The following is a 19,493-nucleotide window of genomic DNA, read 5'->3' as shown; positions in this document are numbered from 1 at the left end:
GTCCTGCTCTGCCGAGGACGGGCCACTCGCCGGTGCAAACACGACGGGCGCCCAAAGCCGATCCGTGAAGTTGTCGACGAGCACGTCCGCCACCCGACCGAAGCCGTCCTGACGTCGCCGCAGAGCCGCGGACGTGTCGTCAACGGCTATCCCTTCACGGATCCCTGGAGCAGCGCCTTGATGAACTGGCGCTGGAAGATCAGGAACACGATGAGGGTCGGGGTGAGGATGAGCAGCGATCCGGCGCACAGCAGCACCAGGTCGGTGCCCCACTGGCCCTGGAACGCACCGAGGGCACCGGCCATGGTGCGTTTGGTGGCGTCGTCGACGAGCACGATGGCGAGCAGGAACTGGTTCCAGGTCCAGAGGAACAACAGGATCGTCAGGGACGCGATCGCCGGCCGCGCGAGCGGCACCTGGATCCGCCAGAACAGTTGCCAGGTGCTGCTGCCGTCCATCCGTGCCGCCTCGGAGAGTTCGGTCGGCACGTTGCTGAAGTGCGCCCGCATCCAGAACACCGCGAACGGCATGTAGAGCGCGATGAGCGGCAGAACGATCGCCCAACGCGTGTTGAGCAGGCCGAGGTCTCGCATCTGGTAGTAGATCGGGGTGATCACCGCTTCGAAGGGAAGGGTCAGGCCGAGCAGGAGGAGACCGAAGGCGAACCTGCCGCCGGGGACCCGGAGCTGACCGAGCCCGAACCCGGCCATGGTGGCGATCACCACGGAGATCGGTACTACCCCGACCACGATCAGCAGGCTGGAGCGCAGCAGCGCGGCCATGTTCGCGACGGTGAACGCGTCGACGAAGTTCCCCCACTGCGGATCCGACGGCCACGCCAGCCCGTTGGGTACCGTGCCGCGGGGCTGCAACGCCGCCGACAGCATGCTCACGAACGGCAGGAGTGTGACGAGGACCAGCGCGATCAGGAAGACGCGACCGGTCAGCCACTCGCGTCGACTCAGGTTCATCCCTTGTCCTCCCGAGTCAACCGCTGGATCGGCAGTACACACGCCAGCACCAGCATCATGAGCACGACGGCCAGCGCCGAGGCGAGCCCGACCTGGCGCTGGGAGAACGCGAGCCGGTAGATCTCCAGACCCGGCACGGTGGTTTGCAGGCCCGGGCCGCCACTGGTGGAGATGTAGACGATGTCGAAGCTGGCCAGGGCCGCGATCACGGTCACGGTGAGACACACCCCGATCTCGTGTCGCAGGCCGGGCAGCGTGACGGCGAAGAACTCGCGTACCGGTCCGGCGCCGTCGATGCGGGCCGCTTCGTACAGCGCTGGGTCGATCTTGCTCATGCCGGTAACCATCAGGATCGTGCAGAGGCCGAGCAGGACCCATGCGCCGATGACCCCGACAGCGGGCAACGCCGTGTCGAAGTCGCCGAGCCAGGCGCGGGCGAGCCCGCCCAGGCCGACCGCGCGGAGCGCCTGGTTGACCAGGCCATTCGACGACAGCAGCCAGCTCCACGCGATGCCGGCCGCTACCAGGGGGATCACCTGCGGCAGGAACAGGATGGTACGCACGGCGGTGCCGAACGGGCCCGCACTGATCCGTCGGACGAGGCTGGCGACCAGCAGGCCGAGCGTGACCGGGACGAGGCTGAAGAAGATGATCAGAACGAATGCGTTCGAGATGATCTTCAACAGATCACTGTCAGTGAACACCGTGAGGTAGTTGTCCAGGCCCGCCCACCGGGCCACGCCGATACCGTTCCAGTGGTAGAGCGAGTACTGGAATGTCAACGCGAGGGGGCGCAGGACGAAGACGGCGTACATGATCATGGCGGGCAGCACGTACAGCCAGCCGCTCCACCGGGCCGTGCGGCCCCACCGACGTCGGTGGGGCCGCACGGGCGACGGGCGGTCCGACAACCCCGCCCGACTGGTCCGGGCGCTGCCAGCGGCAGACGTCATCGGGACAGTTCCTTCTCGTACTCGGCCTGGACCGCCTTCACGTACCCCTCCGGGGTCTGCTGGCCGGCCACCAGCTTCTGCATCTCGGGGGTGATCGCCGCCGCGAAGATGCCACCGGTGGCGTTCGCGGTGAAATCCACCGCCCCGTTCTCCGCCCCGAGTTGCTGCGACGCCTTGAGCGTCTGGGCCAACACGCTTCCCTCGGCAACGGCCGGGACAGTCAGGCCGGACGGGCCGCCAGGGTGGGAGCCGCCGACGGTCACCGAGATCTCCCGGGCCTTGGCGTTGGTGTGGACCCAGTTGAGGAAGAAGGCGGCGGCGTCCGGGTTCTTGGCCTTCGCGCCGACGCCGAAGGTGTTGGGCGCGGACATCGCCACGTGCTTGCCACCGCCGGACTCGGTGGGGAACAGGAAGAAGCCCACGTTCCCGCTCATCGACTTGTCGAGGTTGCCCGACTCCCAGTCACCGTTGAACATGAACAGGCCGTTGCCCTTCTGGAACTCACCCATCATCGCGGTGTAGTCCAGGGCGTTCGCGTCCTTCGGGAAGTACCCGGCCCGCGCCCACCGTTGGATGCCCTGGGTGGCTTTCAGCGCGGCCGGCGTGTCAAACGTCGCGCCCGGCTTCTGGAAGATCCAGTCGGCGATCTGGGCGGGGTCCCCGAACTGGTTCTGCAGCGCCTGGTGGGGAAAGTTGATTCCGGCGGTGTTCTTGTTGAACTGCATGATCGGTTGCACACCGGCGGTCTTGGCCTTGGCCAGCAGCTCCTCGAACTCGGCGATGGTGGCCGGTGGCTGGGTCATGCCGACCCGCTCGGCCAGGGTCTTGTTGTAGAACACTCCGGTCACGCTGTAGCCGAGTCCCATCCCGTACAGCGAACCGGTGCCGCGCGGACGACCTCCCTCGGCGACACGCAACTGCACAAGCTGCGAGGCAGGGAACGCATCCCAGCCGTACGCGGTGAAGTAGGGGTCCAGATTCTTCAGCAGCCCGTCCTTGACCAGGTCGACCATGGTGGGCAGCCGGATGATGTCCGGCGCCTTGTCCGAGGCCAGCACCCGGGGGGCGTTCTCCACGATCACCGTGAACTGGTCCTCCCGGACGTTGAACGTCACGTTCGGGTGCTGCTTGGTGAACTCGTCGGCCAGCGCCTTCGCCAGTGGGAAGCCGGTCTCCGCGTACATCTCCAGAGTGATCGGCTCGGTTCCCAGCTCGGTGCGGACCGGTGCGGCGGAATCACCCGGGGATTCCTGATCTGATCCAGGAGCACCACAAGCAGTAGCCGTCACAGCGGCAGTCAGTAGCGAAGCAAGCAACACCAGCCTGCGCCGCGAGTACTTCGTCGAAAATCCGTACATTCCTACGGCTCCTTGACTCCTCCGCGCGCGCCTCGCCGGCCAGCGGTTGTCGTGGCAAGTTCCATCGGACCCCGCGACGACAGCTTGAGGGGCCGCCATCTGGTTCACGTCGCGAGCGAGACCGTGACCCAGGCGCGCAGTACCAACCATGTCCTCTCTCCAGGTGAGGGAGCGTGGGGTGCCTCCCCTGGAGCACAACGTGAGCTAAACTGATTTAGCAGAGCATGGACGCGGGGCGCGGAGCTGTCAAGGACAAGCCGCAACGGCTCGGAGCCGCTGGTTCAGACAACCGGGCCGACGGCCGACACTGGACACCGTCCGCCGACGCAGCATGATGGGCGGGGGCGGTGTCGGATCAACCGCCTCGATCGGAGGACCGATGGGCCGCAACCGAGCAACCCTGGCCGATGTCGCGCGGCGCGCCGGGCTGTCCAAGACCGCCGCGTCGATGGTGCTCAACGGGCGGGAGGGCACCCGACTCTCCGCCGAAGCGCACCAGCGCGTCTTCGCCGCCGCGGAGGAGCTCGGCTACCGGCCCAACGTCGCCGCGCGCAGCCTGCGTACCCGCAAGACGGCCACCATCGCGTTCGTCTCCGACATCGTCGCCACCACCCGGTTCGCCGGCGGCCTCATCCGCGGCGCGCTGGACGCAGCCCGCGAACGCGACCACGTGCTGCTCATCGCCGAGACGCAAGGCGATGCGGCGTTCGAGCAGTACGCCATCGAGGCGATGCTCGACCGCCAGGTCGACGGGGTCATCTACGCGGCGATGGCGACCCGACGGCTGGCAGTGCCGCCGGCCATCGGGAGCGGTCCCGTGGTGCTGCTCAACGCCACCAGCCCGGAGACCCTGCCCTGCGTGCTACCCGACGACGAGCGAGCCGGTCGAACCGTCACCACCGCACTTCTCGAACAGGGCCACCGTGACCGGATCGCGCTCATCGGCCGTGCCCGGCTCAAGGAGCGTGACCCCGAGGTCTCCCTCGCCGCGCGGGCGCGCCTGCGCGGAATCCGGGAGACCCTGTCGGCCGCCGGCGCCACCCTGCTCGCCGAGGCATTCTGCACCGACTGGCTACCCGAACACGGCTATGCCGCCATGCGCGGTCTCCTGAGCAAGCCGACACGCCCGAGCGCGGTGATCTGCATGAACGACCGGCTGGCCTTCGGCGCCTACCAGGCACTCGGCGAGGCCGGGCTGGCCGTTCCCACCGACATCTCCGTCGTCTCCTTCGACGACGACCCTATCGCCACCTGGCTGCGCCCCGGCCTGTCCACCGCCGCCCTGCCACACGAACAGATGGGGCGCCGCGCGGTGGAAATCCTCCTCGACGGCCGTACCACGGAACCGATCCTCGTCCCCATGCCGCTGCGCCGACGCGGGTCCATCGCCGCGCCCGCGTCGTAAGCCGTACGCACCGGGCCGAGCCACGGCGTTCTCTAGCTAAACCGATTTATCTGCTAACTTTCCCGCCATGCTACGTCTGCCAGACCACTGGGTGTGGGACAGCTGGTACGTGCAGGACGACGCTGGGCTGCGGCACGCGTTCTTCCTGCGCGCCTCCCGTGCCCTGCTCGACCCACACCGCCGCCACCTGCGCGCCGCCATCGGCCACGCCATCTCCACCGACCTGCGATCATGGCGCCTGGTCGCCGACGCGCTCGTCCCCGCCGACGCACCTGCTTGGGACGACCTGGCCACCTGGACCGGAAGCACCGTACGGGGACCGGACGGCCGGTGGTACCTGTTCTACACCGGGGTCAGCCGCGCCGAGGACGGGCTGGTCCAACGCATCGGCCTGGCCGTCTCCGACGACCTGACCACCTGGCACCGGCACGGCACGGCTCCCCTCGTCGAGGCCGACCCGACCTGGTACGAACTCCTCGACCCGAGCCAGTGGTACGAACAGGCCTGGCGCGATCCCTGGGTCTTCCCCGACCCCACCGGCACCGGCTGGCACATGCTCATCACCGCCCGGGCCAACCACGGGACGGCGGCCGAGCGCGGCGTCATCGGCCACGCGACCTCCGATGACCTGGTCAACTGGACCGTCCAGCCGCCGCTGTCCGCCCCGGCCGGATTCGGGCACCTCGAGGTTCCCCAGGTCGCGGTCGTCGACGGCCAGCCCCTCCTGCTGTTCTGCACCAACGCGGTGGCAACCGCGCAGCGCGGCGAGCACCGAATCTGGACCGCCACCGGCCCCACCATCAACGGCCCCTGGGACATCGCGTCAGCACAACCGTTTCCGCACCCACACCTGTACGCCCCCCGGCTGGTCCCCGACCTCGACGGAGGATGGGCTCTCATCGGCTTCGTCGACCACGTCAACGGGGAGTTCGTCGGCGAACTCATCGATCCGATACCCGTCCGCCATCACGCCACCGGCGAGCTGGTCGAAGACAGACCGGACGAGAGGCGTATGCCCGATCGGATGAGCCGGTCCGGCGGGGGCGGGTGACCTTCCGTACCGCCCGGCGCACGAGGCCGTAGCCGTCCGCACCGAGAGGCGCGCCGCGAGCGCGGCAGCGATCACCATCATCGGGGAGGCCCGTCACCGACCTCGGCGGCACTGTGCTGTCGGCCCTGGCGTCCGAATGCGAGGATCAGGACTATGCGGGGTGTCTGGGACGTCGAAGGGCAAAGGGACACGCCGACCGGCGAGCGGGACGTGATCAAGCCGATCCCGCTGTTGTTGCGGGACAACGCCCGGCGGTACGGAGACCGGACGGCGTACGCAGACGACCGCCGCGCCGTGACGTGGGGCGAGTTGGAGCGGCGTACGGCGCGTCTCGGCGCCGGTCTCGGCATCGAACGTGGCGCCCGGGTGGCGTTCTGCCTCGACAGCGGTGTCGACCTGGTGGAGGTGCTCTTCGCGGCGGTCCGGGCCACGGCTGTCGGCGTCCCACTCAATCCACACTGCACCGAGGGCGAGCTGGCGGCCCTGCTCGCCGACTGCGAACCGGCGGTCCTGGTGATCGACGAACGACGCCTCGGACAGGTCGCCCGAGTGACCGCGGGACGCCGTCCGCCACGGCTGGTGGTGGCCGGAACGGGTCCGCTGCCGGCCGGCGCGCGGCGGCTGAGCGACCTCGCCGCCGGTCACGACGAAACCGGGATCCCCGTCGGGGACGCCCCAGACGACCTTGGCCTCGACGGCGCCAGCGCGCACAGCAGCAGCGCGGCGGCCGACGTCAGCAGCATCACCGGGACGAACCGGCGGCGGTCGACGACGTCGCCGAGCGGCACGAGCAGTAGCACACCGACGACGTACCCGACCTGCGTCGCGGTGACGAGCCAACCGGCCGTCGCGGTCGTGGCGCGTAGATCGCCTGCGATAAAGCCGAGCAGCGGCTGCGCCCAGTACAGGTTCCCGATGGCCGCTCCCGCCGCCACCGCGAACAGGAACGTGAGCCGGCGGCTCATCTCGGACGGCGGTGTCACTCGGGGTGCTGCCACCTTCCACGCTAAGGCGCGGGATCAAGGCGTCGACACGGCGGCAAGACAGCCTTACCGGTGGGAGAGGCCAGCCCTTGCCGGTGGGAATCGCGGTAGCGCCCAAGACGCTGTCGTGGCGGTCGCACGGGTACGGCTCCTCGCGTTGGCGGCCGGCGGGTAGCGCCCCGTCGCCCTGGCCTGATCGGGTGCGCACCTCTGGCACCCCGCTGTGCCAAGTGGTCGCGGCGGGGGGGTGTCGAGGCCGGGGTGTGGCGGGTCCGGGAAGTGACGACGAGTTCGCCGATCAACTCGGAGGCCAGCCGGCGGTTGTGCTTGCGGGAGGCGGCGAGCATCGCCCGGTAGATGGGGCTTGACCTTGCCCCAGGGGCAGGGTTCGAGGATCGATGACATGAACGAGATCGCACACATCAGCAAGCGGGCCGCCGATTTTTGCGAGGCGACCCAGGTTCCCGGATTCCTCGCCGGCATCTATCACGCCGGAGAGCAGGCCGTGGTCGCTCACGGTGTGGCGAACGCCGCCACCGGAGTGCCGATGAGCGAGGACACCAATTTCCTGTTCGGGTCCATCACCAAAATCATGACAACGACGCTGGTGCTTCAGCAGGTCGAGCGGGGCGCTCTCAGCCTCGACGCGCCGGTCGTTGACTACCTGCCGGAGTTCCGGCTCGCTACACCCGACGCGGCCGAGAAGATCCGCGTCCGCCACCTCGTCACCCACACCAGCGGCATCGACGCCGACCTGTTCTTTCCGGACGCGGTCGGCCGCGACGCCCTCAAGATCTACCTTGAGCGGCTCGGCCGCGAGTGTGGCGTTCTCTTCGGGCCGGGCGAATACATCAGCTACTCCAACGGCGGCATGATCGTCGCCGGCCGGCTGCTAGAAGTGGTGACCGGCCGGCCGTACCCCGAACTGCTCGAGCGTGACGTCTTCGCGGCCGCGGGGATGGCCGGTGCCTGCACCTCCGCCGAGCGGGCCATCCTGCGCTCCACCGCGATCGGGCACTTCCCCGATCCGGCCAGCGGTGGCATCCGGCCGACCAGCATGTTCATGCTGCCGCAGACGTGGGGACCGGCGGGCGGTACGCCGATCGGCACCATCGACGACCTGCTCGCCTTCGGGCGGGTCCATCTCGGCGACGGCTTGGCGCCGTCGGGCACGCGGGTGCTCTCGGCGAGGTCGGTCGCACGCATGCAGTCGGTCACGCACGATCCGGGTACGCCGAACACCTCGCCCGTTGGCCTCGGCTGGCTGGTGCACTCACTCGGCGGCACGACAGTGCTGAGCATGTCCGGGGCCTCGCCCGGCGGGGTGGCGGTGTTGGTCGTCATGCCGGAGCACGACCTGGTGTTCGCCGCGTACGGCAACGATCCGCGGGCGCTCGCGCTGCACGACGAGTTGCTGCGCTGGCTCGCCGGGCTGTTCGGCACGGTGCCGACGCCGGCCTACGCGCCCGAGGCGATCGATCTTCAGCCGTACGCGGGGACGTACCGCTCGAACCAGCTCCGGGTCGACGTACGCGTTGTGGACGGCGGACTGGAGGAGCAGGTGACCTACGAGCCGGCAGACGAGGTGCAGGAGCGGATCTTCACCGGCTTTGTTGGTGGCTCGTTCACGGCGCCGCCGCTGCGTTACGTGCCGGTCGGGAAGGATCTCTTCGCCCCGGCTGGGCTCCCCCTGGAGGGGCTGCCGTCGCACTATCTGGTGTCCTACCACGGTGGGGCGGCGTACCGGTGCGCCGGCGGTCGGATGTCCCGGCGTTCGTCCGTCTGACACGATGCGGTGCATGAGCGATGAGCTGGCCGGCGAGCGGCACCTGCTCACCATCGGCCAGCTCGCCGACTACGCCGGCGTGACGATCAAGGCGGTACGGGTCTACCACGACCGGGGCCTGCTGCCCGAGCCGCCACGCGACTCATCTGGTTACCGGAGGTACGACGCCGAGCACGCGATCCAGCTCGTCAAGATCAGGACACTGGTTGAGGCCGGGGTGCCGCTGGCCCGGATCAAGGAACTACTCGGGGCCGGCCCGGAGCGGTTCGCCGCGGCCCTCGACGAGATCGACCGGAATCTGCGGAAGCGAGCCGAGGAGATCCGCCGGACCCGGCAGCGAATCGCTCAACTCCACAGCGGGGACCGCTTGTTCGTCTCGGCAGAGGTCGCCGGCTATCTGGAGCGGCTACGCCAGATAGGGGTCAGCGAGCGCAGCGTACTACTCGAGCGCGACCTGTGGATCCTGCTCCAGTCGGTGGCGCCGCAGCAGGCGGCGGCCTGGATCGCCGACAAAGTGGCGGCGATCACCGATCCCGAGTTCGCCGCGCTGTATCTCGACTACGACGCCGCCTTCGACTGGTCACCGGACGATCCGCGCCTCCCCGCGCTGGCCGAACGCACCCGGCGCTGGTACGCCGGAGAAGAAGCCGAAGCCGGACCGCCGCCCAACCCGACAATCACCCGGCTGGCCGGCGCGGCGGCCGGCGCTGCCTCACCGGCCTGGGCCCGGATCGCCGAACTGGCGAAGGAAGCTCCTTGAATCCGGCACCAGGGTATGGGGTCACGATAGCCCCCTGGAATGCCCCTCAGGAGGCAATGCTGCCGAGGCCCACCGTCCACGACTCACGGCAGAAACGAGCGGCACCGCCACGGGCCTGGGCGTCGCGGCGTACGCCCGAGGGCTGGTGACCGGATCCGAGGAGCAGTATCGGAATGCCGTTGAAGCTGCTCGACCGGCTTGAGTCACGCCGATCCGCAGGTCTCGACCATTACTCCGGCTCACTCCCAGAAGTCGTTAGGGCCCCTTCTTCATGTCCGATGGTCGAGTACCGTGTCCAGCGGTAGGGTTGCCGTGCGTCCGAGCAGGTGCGCGGCGAACAGCGCCGACGCGAGCGCGGCCAACGCCCACTGAATCGGCAGAAGTACGGTTGCCGGGGCGAGCGCGGCGACGACCAGGTTCGCCGCACGTCGGCGAGCGATCCGGCGGCGGGCGCGCTGCCAGACGAAATGGTCGGCCAAGAGGTAGACGATGATTCCGCAGGTGAGGGTGGCCTGTCCGAACATGGCGAGCGAGGCGGAGTTCCGTCCCTGCTGCGGCAAGGTCGTGCGCAACCCGAAGGCGACCAGGACGAGGCCGATGACAAGGAACAGATGGAGGTATGCGTAGGCGTCTCGGGCTAATGCACCTCTTTGGTGACTTTGGGCGAGTTCGGTGAACCGCTGGCCGATGACGATGTCGGTGCCGACGTAGGTCCACCACATCGCGGACAACAGGGTGGCGCTGAGCGCGACCGCGACGAATGTGGGTATCGAGATGTGCGGGCCGCTGGCGGCGATACCGGTAGAGATGACGGCCTGGCCGAGCGCGATGAGAATTATCAGGTTGTAGCGGCCCATCCATCGGCTGACGGAGCGCAGTCGCCAGCTGCGGGATCCGATGAGGTATCCGCCGCCCACGTCGATGGCGATGGCGGCGGCCCAGCACACTGCGGTGAAAGGTGTGAGCGGGTCGCCGGTGGCCAGGGCGATCGACACTGCCGACAGCAGCAGGGCGATCCCTACTCCGGTCGGTACGGCCGCGCGAACGACGATCGCACGGAGGGCGACGTCATGGCGGAGCACCCACCAAAACGACGCCAGGTGGAGCAGGCGCACCGCCCCGTACGAGGTGACGACGATCAGCGGCGCGGGCAATCCTCCGGACACGTGGCTGAACGTCTGGGGTGCGGCGACGCCGAGCGTGAGGATCAGCGCCACCGCGGCCAGTACGACCAGACGCAGTCGCAGGTTGTTCTCCGGACCGCGGATCGTCGTGGTGAGCCAGGTGTAGTTGACCCACGACCACCACAGCAGCGCCAGGACGGCCAGTCCCAGGATCACTCCGGGCACCGACGGATGTCGGGTCATTAGCACAGTGACCTGGAGGAATGCGTACACGAAGACCAGATCCAGGAAGAGTTCCTCTGGGGTGGCGTCGACCTCCCGACCGACTGTCGGCGCGACGGCGCGATGTAGCTCGCGGTGCCGGTGTCGTAGCACTGTCAGATGGGCGACCACCACACAGAACAGAGCGACGGCCAGGAGTGTGAGCGACTCCAGCGCTGTCAGGTAGCGAGCCGGTGCCGCCAGCACCGCCACGAGGACAAGGCCGAACACGGGTCCGCGACCGATCCGGCGGACGGTGCGCCACTCGAACGCCACCAACCCGATCAGGTACAGGACCACGCCGCCGTAGAGGGCCATCAGGTCCGTCACGCCCCACCGCTCGGTGTGACCGGCCGGCGTTCCGCCCAGCGCCTTCTTGAACCCGAACGCCACCAGGATGAGTCCGGCGACCATCGGCAGATGCAACAGCGTGTAGGCATCTCGGGCGCGACGTGACCGTTCGCGCCGTGGGGTGGACTTCAACGCGACCTCCCCGGCGGGCGCCGCGATGTCGAAGTACGCCCACCACAGGAACACCACCACGACAAGAGCGAGCACCGACCCGGCGAGCACCGACCCGGTAATGGGATCGTCGCCGACGAGTCCTCGACTCGTTCCGATCGAGATGATCGTCTCGCCGAGCGCGATCAGCATTATCAGGTTGTGCCGCTCGGCCCAGTGCCGAGCCGACGTCACCTGCCACGTCCCGACTCCCGGCGCCCGCAGCCCCAGATAGTCGATGACGATCGCGACCGCGAAGAGCAGAAGCTGAAGAATCTCCGCGCCCCGTCCGGGCGGCAGGTGAGCGGGCAGCAGGACGGCAGACAGCAGTAGCGGCAGGCTACCGGCCAGCGGCAGCCATGCGCGTCGGGCCGCAGCGGACGATCTCTGCGCGCCTCGTCGCGCAGCAGAGATGATCAATATGGATACGACGCGGGCCGCCAGGAAGCCGACGACGAACACGAGGGGGCCGGTCAAGCCAGAAGAATGACCGATGAACACCTCCGGAATCGCGACCGCCACGAGCAGAATCGTGGTAGCCGTCGCGAACACGGCGATCGGCAGCCCGTTGCGGTCGAGCCGGACCAGGTTCCCGACCCAGGCGTACCCGACCCAACTGCGCCACAGGAGCAGCACCACCAACCCTCCGTGAAGCAACGCCTCCGTGGCTGATCGTTGCGACATCAGATGGGTGATGTTGAAGAAGGCGAACACGAAGACCAGATCGAGGAAGAACTCCGAGCGCGTCACCCCGCCATGCTTCGCGGCCTCGACCCGTCCACCGGACCCGAACGCGCCATCCGAGGCCATCTCCCCACTGCCACCCCTCACCCACCTACTGTCCCAACCAGCGGCATCAGCGGCAGGCGATTCGACGAGCCACACCAGGCATTCATGCCGGTGACAAGATCACCGGCACACACACCCCGCCCGCCGACGATGACCAACTGCTGCAACGCGTACATGTCGATGTGGCTCGCTTCTCGGCCGGGCGGGTGAAGCCCGGCAACGCATTCGATGCAGCGGGTTCCAGATCAGTGGCTCGTCGATGCCGGGCCTGCTGAGGTGGTTCCGCCTAGGGTCGAGTTCGCCGGCGACGTGCCGGTTGCTGGCCGGGTTGCCGGGGATCAGCAGCGCGCTGGGGATGTCGACGGCCAGATCATCGGTGTGCGCGCCGCGCAGCGGCAGGAACCGGATGACCCAGCCGGGCCACCGGATCGTTCGGAGATCCGGCTACCGGGGGTGCGCTGGCAGGCCGGGCAGAGCTCGGCCAGCAGGCATCGGTGGCTGCGGCCCGCCGTGGAAGAGTCCGGCCTGCTCGGCGGGCGAAGGTGTAGGGGAGCTGCCAGCGAATCGGCCACCACCCGCCGGAGTCGGCCAGGCACCGGGGCAGTAGCGCGAGCCGGCGATCGCCTTCCAGCCCAGCGCATCGATCTTGGCGAGGGGGACGGCACAGGACACCGCATCCGATCATCAGCGGCCTACGGCCGAGACACCAGCCTCCCCCGGGTCTTCGTCGCCTGCCACCTGGCCGGTGCCTGCCTGCCCTGGCTGGCCACCCCGGTGACGGGCCGGGCATCCTCAGATTTCTGCGGATTCGTTGGGTTGTCGGCCTATCGGGGATGCAATGGGATGGCTGGGTCGACGGTTCGTCAGCGAGCGTCGCGGCGATCATCCAGAGCGGAAGGAAGCCCGTGTGGAGACACGGTCGACGTCCATTGGACGCAGGGTAGCCGCAGGCCTGGTATCGGTGGCATCAGCGGCCGTGCTGATCCTGGCTGCGCCTTCGCCGGCCAGTGCCTATGCCTCGAACTGCTCCATTCTGCCGCACCCGACTGGCACGGTCGACAGCCGGATGGCCCGTTGCACCGCGGGGCGGGGTGCGTACCGTCTTGTTCTGAGGTGCAACCCGGGCCGGGTCTATAACCTGCCGAACTACGACATGTACGGCCCCTGGAGGTCCCCGTCCACCACGACCTTTTCCGCCACGACGTGCTCTGCCGGCAGGACAGGTGGATTCCTCCGGGCGGCGTACATCGGCCACGGATAGCGGTCATCATGCGGGCGGCAGCGCTGCGCACGCGATGACGCCGGCCCAAGGCTCGAAACGGACAGCGGGCGTCATGTCCAGGCACTCAACCGGTCCGGAATCTGCGCTTCGGCTCGTGCCCAATCCCGGTCCTCGGCGGCTACAAGAGGTCCTAACACAGTCGCGTGACGTGTCAGTAGGTGATGATGCAGGTGGCGAGGGCGAGGAAGACTTCGTGGATGTACCCGGCCAGCCCGGAGCGGTGGGGTTGGCCGCGACGGGCGATCCACCAGCGGGACAGCGGCGCCCTCGGTCCGGACGTGGTGCTTCGAACCCGGCCGGGCACGGTCAACCGGGCTCGGTCCGCTCTTGGGCCGGGGCTGGCCGCCCGGACCCGAACCCCAACCGCTGAGGCAGGAACTCCCACTGGATTCCGGCGTGCGACACGAACAGGATCCCGCCCGGCACCTGCCGGTCGGAATCGGCTTACGGCCTGGATACCGTGGGTTGCGTTCGGGCTTCGGCAGCAACCGCTCGATGCGCTGCCGCAGCCCGTCCGGCACGATCCACGGCGGCTGCTTACCCCGCCTCACGACGGAAGATCGCAGACCATCGTCCGCTAGAGACGGAATCCCACAGATCATCTTGCCAGAAACTCTAACGGGACGGTGCTCCTTGCGTTTTGACCTTCTTGGCCCGCTGACGGTCTCCCGCGAGGGTCGGCCGGTTCCGCTGGGCTCGGTGAAGCAACGTCTGCTGCTGGCGGCCCTGCTGTTGCGGCCCAATGAAGTTGTCGGCACCGATGAGCTGGCCGCGGTGTTGTGGGCCGACCAGCCACCCCCGTCAGCGGCGGCAAACCTGCGTACCTACGTGCGGGGGTTACGGCGTTCGCTGGGTGGCGGCGAGTCCTGGGAGGGGATTTCCGCCGCGGCTGGTGGCTATCGGGTCCGGGTGGGGTCCGAGGAGCGGGATCTGGACCGGTTCGACGCGGCCGCGTCCCGTGGCCGGGACGCTCTCGCCGCCGGAGACCCGGCCCGGGCCGAGGCCGAGCTCGCCGCCGCCGTCGGCATGTGGCGTGGGGCGGCGCTGTCCGATCTGCCGCTGCATCCACTGCTGGCCCGGCGGGTCGAACAGTTGGAGGAGCGGCGAATGGTCGCCGAGGAGGACTACGCCGAGGCGATGTTGGCGCTCGGCTCGGCGGCCGAGGTGGTCCACCGGCTACGTGCCCTTCTCGACCGGCAACCGCTGCGGCAACGGGCGTGGGGTCAGCTGATGCTCGGCCTGTACCGCATCGGCGATGTGGCCGGCGCGCTGGACGCCTTCCGGCAGGCCCGGCATGTGCTGGCCGAGCAGACCGGTCTGGACCCGGCGCCGCAGCTAACCCAGTTGCACAACGACATCCTGCACCACCGCCCGAGCCTGGCTGCGGCACCGGCGACCGGTCCGGACAAGCCGGTACGCGACGTCGCACTGTCGGACCCGCTCAGCGGACGTCCCGAGCAACTGCCTCTCGCGGTGCCGGGATTCGTCGGCCGCAGCGTCGAGCTCGCCAGCCTCGACGCGCTCCTCGACGAGGGGGCACAAGAGCAGCCGACGGTGGTCATCTCCGCGGTGTCCGGCATGGCCGGGGTCGGTAAGACCGCCCTGGCGCTGCACTGGGCACACCGGGTGGTCGGGCACTTCCCCGACGGCCAGCTCTACGTGAACCTTCGCGGGTACGACGAAGCCGACGTGGTGTCCCCGGCCGATGCCCTGCTCGGCCTCCTCGAGGCCCTCGGCGTGCCCCAGGCCAAGATTCCGTCGAGTGTAGAGACCCGTACCGGGCTCTACCGTGGCCTGCTGTCCTCTCGCCGGATGCTCGTGGTGCTCGACAACGCACGCGACTCCGCCCAGGTACGCCCCCTGCTGCCCGGTGCCGGCGGTTGCGCGGTCGTGGTCACCAGCCGCGATCGGCTCAGCGGCCTGGTCGCCGCGGAGGGCGCCGTACCCCTGACGCTGGACGTGCTCACCACCGAGGAGTCGATGAGCCTGCTGGCCGGCCGGCTCGGCTCCAACCGACTCGCCGCCGAACCGGCCGCGGTCGCCGGCATCATCGCCGCCACCGGTCGACTTCCACTCGCCCTGTCGATGGTGGCGGCCCGCGTCGCCACGCACCCCTCGTTCCCACTCGACGCCTTCGCCGCCGAGCTGCGTTCGGCCGAAGCGAGACTGGACGCCCTGGCCGACGGGGATGCTCGGCGTGTTTTCTCCTGGTCATACCTGGCTCTGAGCCGGGACGCGGCACGACTGTTCAGGTTGCTGGGGCTGCATCCCGGCCCCGACCTGACCCCCGATACCGCCGCCGCACTCGCCGGGGCGACCGTGCCGGCCGTCGTACCGCCGCTGCGCGAGCTGACCCGGCTCCACCTGTTGACAGAACACGTGCCAGGCCGGTATGCCTTCCACGACCTCCTTCGAAGCTACGCGGCCGAGCTTGCACAGTCGTCGGAACACGCCGACGAACGGCTGGCCGCCCGGCACCGGTTGTACGACCACTATCTACACAACGCCTATCCAGCCGCCTTGCTGCTCCAGCCGCAATGGGCGCCCATCGATCCGTTGCCAGCGCTGCCGACCCACCTGAGCAGCCCGGCGACGGATCACGACACCGCGCTCGCCTGGTTCACCGCCGAGCACCGCGTACTGCTACGCCTGGTCTCCCAGGCCGCCGAGACCGGATTCGACGCGTACGCCTGGCAGATCGCCTGGACGCTGAACGCGTTCCTTGCACCGCGCGGCCTCTGGCAGGACCAACTCGCTGTCCAGCAGGTCGCACTCACAGCCGCGGAAAAGATCGACGACGTCGCCGGGCAGGCCGCAGCCAACCGGCTGCTGGCCCGCGCATTCACTCGACTCGGCCAGCACGACACCGCCGAGTACCGGCTGAGGCGCGCCCTCGATCTGCACGAACGCCTCGGCGATCCGACCGGCCAGGCCCAGACCCTGCACAACTATTGCGAACTCTGCTACCTGCTCGGCCGGCTGGACGAGGCGCTCGCGCATGCCCGCGAAGCGCTCCGGCTCTACCGGCTAGCCGGCAACCGCTCCGGGGAAGCCCGGACGCTGAACGCGATCGGCTGGTTGTACGCCAGCAGGGGCGACTACGCCGGGGCCATCGCGAGCTGCATGGAGGCCCTCGCCCAGCAGGAACGCAGCGGCGACCGCAACGGCCAGGCGGCGACACTGGACAGCCTCGGCTTCGCGTACGACCGCCTCGGCGAACACGGCCGGGCCCTGAGCTGCTACGAACAGGCGATCCAGCTATTCCGCGACTCCGCAGACCGGTACCACGAGGCCGAAACGCTCATCCGGCTCGGCGACACGCGGGAAGCGATTGCCGACCTGCCCGGGGCGGCGGCCGCGTGGCGGCGGGCGGCGCAGATCTACGACGATCTGGGTGACCAGGCGGCCGAGGACGCCCGCCGCCGTCTTCAACGCCTGGGCTGATGCGCCGGTCAGCCGTCGACGTGCGGGGCAGCCAGGTTGGGCTTTGCGTGCCCTACCCGCGGCGGCATCGATGGTCTTCGACGTTTCGAGGTCGATCGGAACATCGCTGCCGGTGCCGTCGAGCCCGGAGACCGGTTTCCTCATTGGGCGTCGGGCAGGCGCCGCCGCACAGCGGAGCGGGCCCGCACATGAGGGCGAGGCAGTCCGAGCCGGCACGAGAGCACGCGACGCATGCGCTCTTTTGATCGAAGATGGTCATTCCGGTTTGATAGCGTCATCGACTCACTCTGTGCTGAGCCCTGTACTTCGGAAACCCGGCCGTTGCCGGTACGTCACATGTGCGGGCGACATCCAGTCGCCACGTGCCATGGGGGTGGATCGATGCGACAGGACCGCGGATGATCTCCGACACCACCGGCCAGACGGCACCACGGAGACGCTCGGGCGCCGAGATGGCCGCAAGCTGGCGCCGCGATGACTGGTTGGCCCTCGCCGACCGGATTCTCGCCGCCGCCCAGCCGTTCACGTCGCCCGGACAAGCTCTCGTCACCTTTCCCGGCCCGGAGGGCGGTTACGGCCGGGCCGTCGACGGTCTGGAGGGATTCGCCCGTACATTTCTGCTGGCTGGTTTCCGCATCGCCGGTGCTCGCGGGGTTGGCGTGGACGACCTCGTCGACCGGTACGCGACCGGCATCGCCGCCGGCACCGATCCGGCCTCACCGGAGCGCTGGGTGCGGCTGGACGAGCACCCCCAGGCGAAGGTGGAGGCCGCCTCGATCGCCCTGATCCTGGACATGACCCGCCCGTGGATCTGGGACCGGCTGCCGTCCGCGGTGCGGGAGCGGGTGGTGGACTACCTCGCTCCGGCGGTCGGCGACCACACCTACCCGCGGATCAACTGGGTCTGGTTCCGGCTGGTTGTGCAGACGTTCCTGCGCTCGGTGGGCGGGCCACACGCGCTCGACGAGATGGCCGAGGATCTGGCCACCCACGACGGATTCGCCCGCGCCGACGGCTGGATGTCCGACGGGCCGGAGCGCGCCTACGACCACTACGTGGGGTGGGCCCTGCACCTGTATCCGACGTTGTGGGCCCGGATGGCCGGCGCGGCGGACCTGGCCGCGGAGCGCCGCGAGCGGGATGTGGCCGGCCTCGACCGGTTCCTGCGGGACGCGGTCGCCCTCGTGGGCGCCGACGGGTCGCCGCTGATCCAGGGGCGGAGCCTGATCTACCGGTTCGCCGCCGCAGCGCCGTTCTGGGTCGGCACGATCGCCCGCGTGCCCTCGGTCAGCCTCGGCCAGTTGCGCCGCGCCGCCACCGGCATCGTGCGCCACTTCGTCGACCGCGGCGCCCCGGACGAGCGTGGCCTGCTCACTCTCGGCTGGCACGGGCCGTGGCCGCGGCTGGCCCAGGCCTACTCCGGCCCCGGCTCGCCGTACTGGGCCAGCAAGGGCCTGCTCGGCATCGCACTGCCCGCCGACCATCCGGTGTGGACGGAGCCCGAGCGGCCGCTTCCGGTCGAGGAGCACGACGCGGTACGGGCCATACGCGCGCCGGGCTGGCTGGTCTCGGCCACCCGCGCCGACGGAATCGTCCGCGTCGTCAACCACGGCACCGACCACGCGCTGGACGGCGCGACGGTCTGCGACTCCCCGCTCTACGCCCGACTCGGTTACTCCACCGCCACCAGCCCGGTCCTTGACGAGAGCGGCTGGGTCAATCCGCTCGACCAGTCCGTCACCCTCGTCGACGGCGCGGGCCGGGCCACCCACCGCGCCGGCATGCGCCTACTGACCCAGCAGGTCGACGGCAACGGCGTCGGCGTGGCCGGGTCGCGCGCGCTCGCCCACTGGGTCGACCCGGCTCCGGGCCAACGTGACCACGGCGGCGGCCGCACGGGCCAGTCCCGACCGGCCGGGCACCTCACCGTGTACTCGCTGGTTCGCGGCCCCTGGGAGCTACGCCTGACCCGCGTCGACGGCCTCACCGACGGCGTCGAGGCGGCTGCGCTGCGGCTGCGGATCGGCGGCTGGGCCCTTGCCGGTGATGCGACGGCCGCCTTCGGCGGCAATGTCGCGACCGTGACCGGGGCCGGCCTGATCAGCTGGCTCGAGACAGTCCATGGCGGCGGAACGGCCGGCGCCACCACCGTTCCGCACGGCGGGCCCCTGGCCGGCGGGCTGGTCGTGCCCTGGCTGGACCACCCCGTCCAGCCAGGGGAGTGGATCGCCACCCTCGTCGAACTGTCCGAGGAGTTCGCGGCCTCGGCTCCCAGGCAGCCGTGTCAGGTCGTGCTGGACGAAGACGCCGACGGCCTCCACGTGGGGGTGGACTGGCCGGACGGGGCCAGCACGGCGACCCGCCTGGACACGGGACGGGCCAGGCCCGCCGTCAGGCGACCTGCTAGCAGTACGGGCCCGCCCAGGCCCCTCACATAAGGAGGAAGGGATGAAGGCCGCAGTACCGGCTGTCATCGGCGCCGCGACGGCGCTGACACTCGGCCTCGCCGGTTGCTGCCGATCCTGGCCATACTCAGGGCCGGCGACGCCGACCGTCAAGCATGGGCTTCGGCGGTCAGCTATAGATCGACTCCGTCACATCGATCCCGAGCCGGGCAAATGATTCCAGCGCCGATCACACATGTCGACACAGCCAGTGATATCCATTTATGTATCTCCATGGTTGAATCGGTTCAGGATCTGGTGTGCCGGTGCACGCTCGATTACCAAGGTGTTGCCGGTACCAAGGTGTTGCCGGACCGCCAACACCCGCGGTCCGGAGGGGCAGCCGGCCGGAGGCCGGTGCCACCGCGGGAGGGCTGGGCC

At 69.3% G+C, this 19,493-nt stretch carries 11 protein-coding genes and 2 pseudogenes; 7 read left to right on the top strand and 6 right to left on the bottom strand.

Going from position 1 to position 19,493, the window contains the following annotated elements:
* Positions 1-146 precede the first annotated feature (146 nt).
* From AAH979_RS23375 to AAH979_RS23365, 3 genes are all read right to left on the bottom strand, one after another.
* Positions 147-971 (bottom strand): carbohydrate ABC transporter permease, encoded by an 825-nt coding sequence (locus AAH979_RS23375; RefSeq protein WP_346260253.1) that lies wholly within the window; start codon positions 969-971, stop codon positions 147-149.
* Positions 968-1,792, bottom strand: coding sequence for a sugar ABC transporter permease (locus AAH979_RS23370; protein ID WP_346260252.1), 825 nt, complete (start codon positions 1,790-1,792; stop codon positions 968-970). The genes AAH979_RS23375 and AAH979_RS23370 overlap by 4 nt, the downstream gene beginning before the upstream one ends.
* Before the next feature lie 128 nt (positions 1,793-1,920).
* Complete coding sequence (locus AAH979_RS23365) at positions 1,921-3,108, bottom strand: extracellular solute-binding protein (protein WP_346260251.1); 1,188 nt, start codon at positions 3,106-3,108, stop codon at positions 1,921-1,923.
* Positions 3,109-3,661: 553 nt separating this feature from the next.
* On the opposite strand from AAH979_RS23365, the gene AAH979_RS23360 reads away from it, so the two are divergent.
* The 3 genes and pseudogenes from AAH979_RS23360 to AAH979_RS23350 form a co-directional block, all read left to right on the top strand.
* The gene (locus tag AAH979_RS23360) at positions 3,662-4,687 is read left to right on the top strand and encodes a LacI family DNA-binding transcriptional regulator (RefSeq protein WP_346260250.1); all 1,026 of its coding nucleotides are present in this window, start codon (positions 3,662-3,664) and stop codon (positions 4,685-4,687) included.
* 58 nt (positions 4,688-4,745) lie between these two features.
* A pseudogene (locus tag AAH979_RS23355) lies at positions 4,746-5,738 on the top strand (family 43 glycosylhydrolase); the annotation flags it as partial.
* A gap of 153 nt (positions 5,739-5,891) precedes the next feature.
* Positions 5,892-6,287, top strand: a pseudogene (locus AAH979_RS23350) (AMP-binding protein); the annotation flags it as partial.
* 92 nt (positions 6,288-6,379) lie between these two features.
* Here the strand turns inward: AAH979_RS23350 and AAH979_RS23345 are convergent.
* On the bottom strand, positions 6,380-6,703 hold the full coding sequence (locus tag AAH979_RS23345; RefSeq protein WP_346260303.1) for an MFS transporter: 324 nt from the start codon (positions 6,701-6,703) through the stop codon (positions 6,380-6,382).
* A gap of 421 nt (positions 6,704-7,124) precedes the next feature.
* Here AAH979_RS23345 and AAH979_RS23340 point away from each other — a divergent pair, with 421 nt between their 5' ends.
* Together AAH979_RS23340 and AAH979_RS23335 are read left to right on the top strand one after the other, a co-directional pair.
* The gene (locus AAH979_RS23340; protein WP_346260249.1) at positions 7,125-8,507 is read left to right on the top strand and encodes a serine hydrolase domain-containing protein; all 1,383 of its coding nucleotides are present in this window, start codon (positions 7,125-7,127) and stop codon (positions 8,505-8,507) included.
* A gap of 43 nt (positions 8,508-8,550) precedes the next feature.
* Positions 8,551-9,267 carry a MerR family transcriptional regulator gene (locus AAH979_RS23335; protein WP_346260302.1) on the top strand — a complete coding sequence of 239 codons (717 nt, stop codon included), beginning with the start codon at positions 8,551-8,553 and terminating at the stop codon, positions 9,265-9,267.
* A gap of 269 nt (positions 9,268-9,536) precedes the next feature.
* Here AAH979_RS23335 and AAH979_RS23330 read toward each other — a convergent pair whose 3' ends face one another.
* Positions 9,537-11,963 carry a low temperature requirement protein A gene (locus tag AAH979_RS23330; RefSeq protein ID WP_346260248.1) on the bottom strand — a complete coding sequence of 809 codons (2,427 nt, stop codon included), beginning with the start codon at positions 11,961-11,963 and terminating at the stop codon, positions 9,537-9,539.
* Positions 11,964-13,375: 1,412 nt separating this feature from the next.
* Positions 13,376-13,534 (bottom strand): hypothetical protein, encoded by a 159-nt coding sequence (locus tag AAH979_RS23325; protein ID WP_346260305.1) that lies wholly within the window; start codon positions 13,532-13,534, stop codon positions 13,376-13,378.
* Between the two features lie 389 nt (positions 13,535-13,923).
* Between AAH979_RS23325 and AAH979_RS23320 the strand changes: the two genes are divergently transcribed.
* Both AAH979_RS23320 and AAH979_RS23315 read left to right on the top strand, forming a co-directional pair.
* The gene (locus AAH979_RS23320) at positions 13,924-16,668 is read left to right on the top strand and encodes a BTAD domain-containing putative transcriptional regulator (RefSeq protein ID WP_346260247.1); all 2,745 of its coding nucleotides are present in this window, start codon (positions 13,924-13,926) and stop codon (positions 16,666-16,668) included.
* Between the two features lie 398 nt (positions 16,669-17,066).
* Positions 17,067-19,106, top strand: coding sequence for a DUF2264 domain-containing protein (locus AAH979_RS23315; RefSeq protein ID WP_346260246.1), 2,040 nt, complete (start codon positions 17,067-17,069; stop codon positions 19,104-19,106).
* Positions 19,107-19,493: the final 387 nt, after the last annotated feature.

It is taken from the genome of Plantactinospora sp. ZYX-F-223, from assembly GCF_039649625.1.
Lineage (GTDB): Bacteria > Actinomycetota > Actinomycetes > Mycobacteriales > Micromonosporaceae > Plantactinospora.
This window is presented reverse-complemented; position numbering and strand designations above follow the sequence as displayed.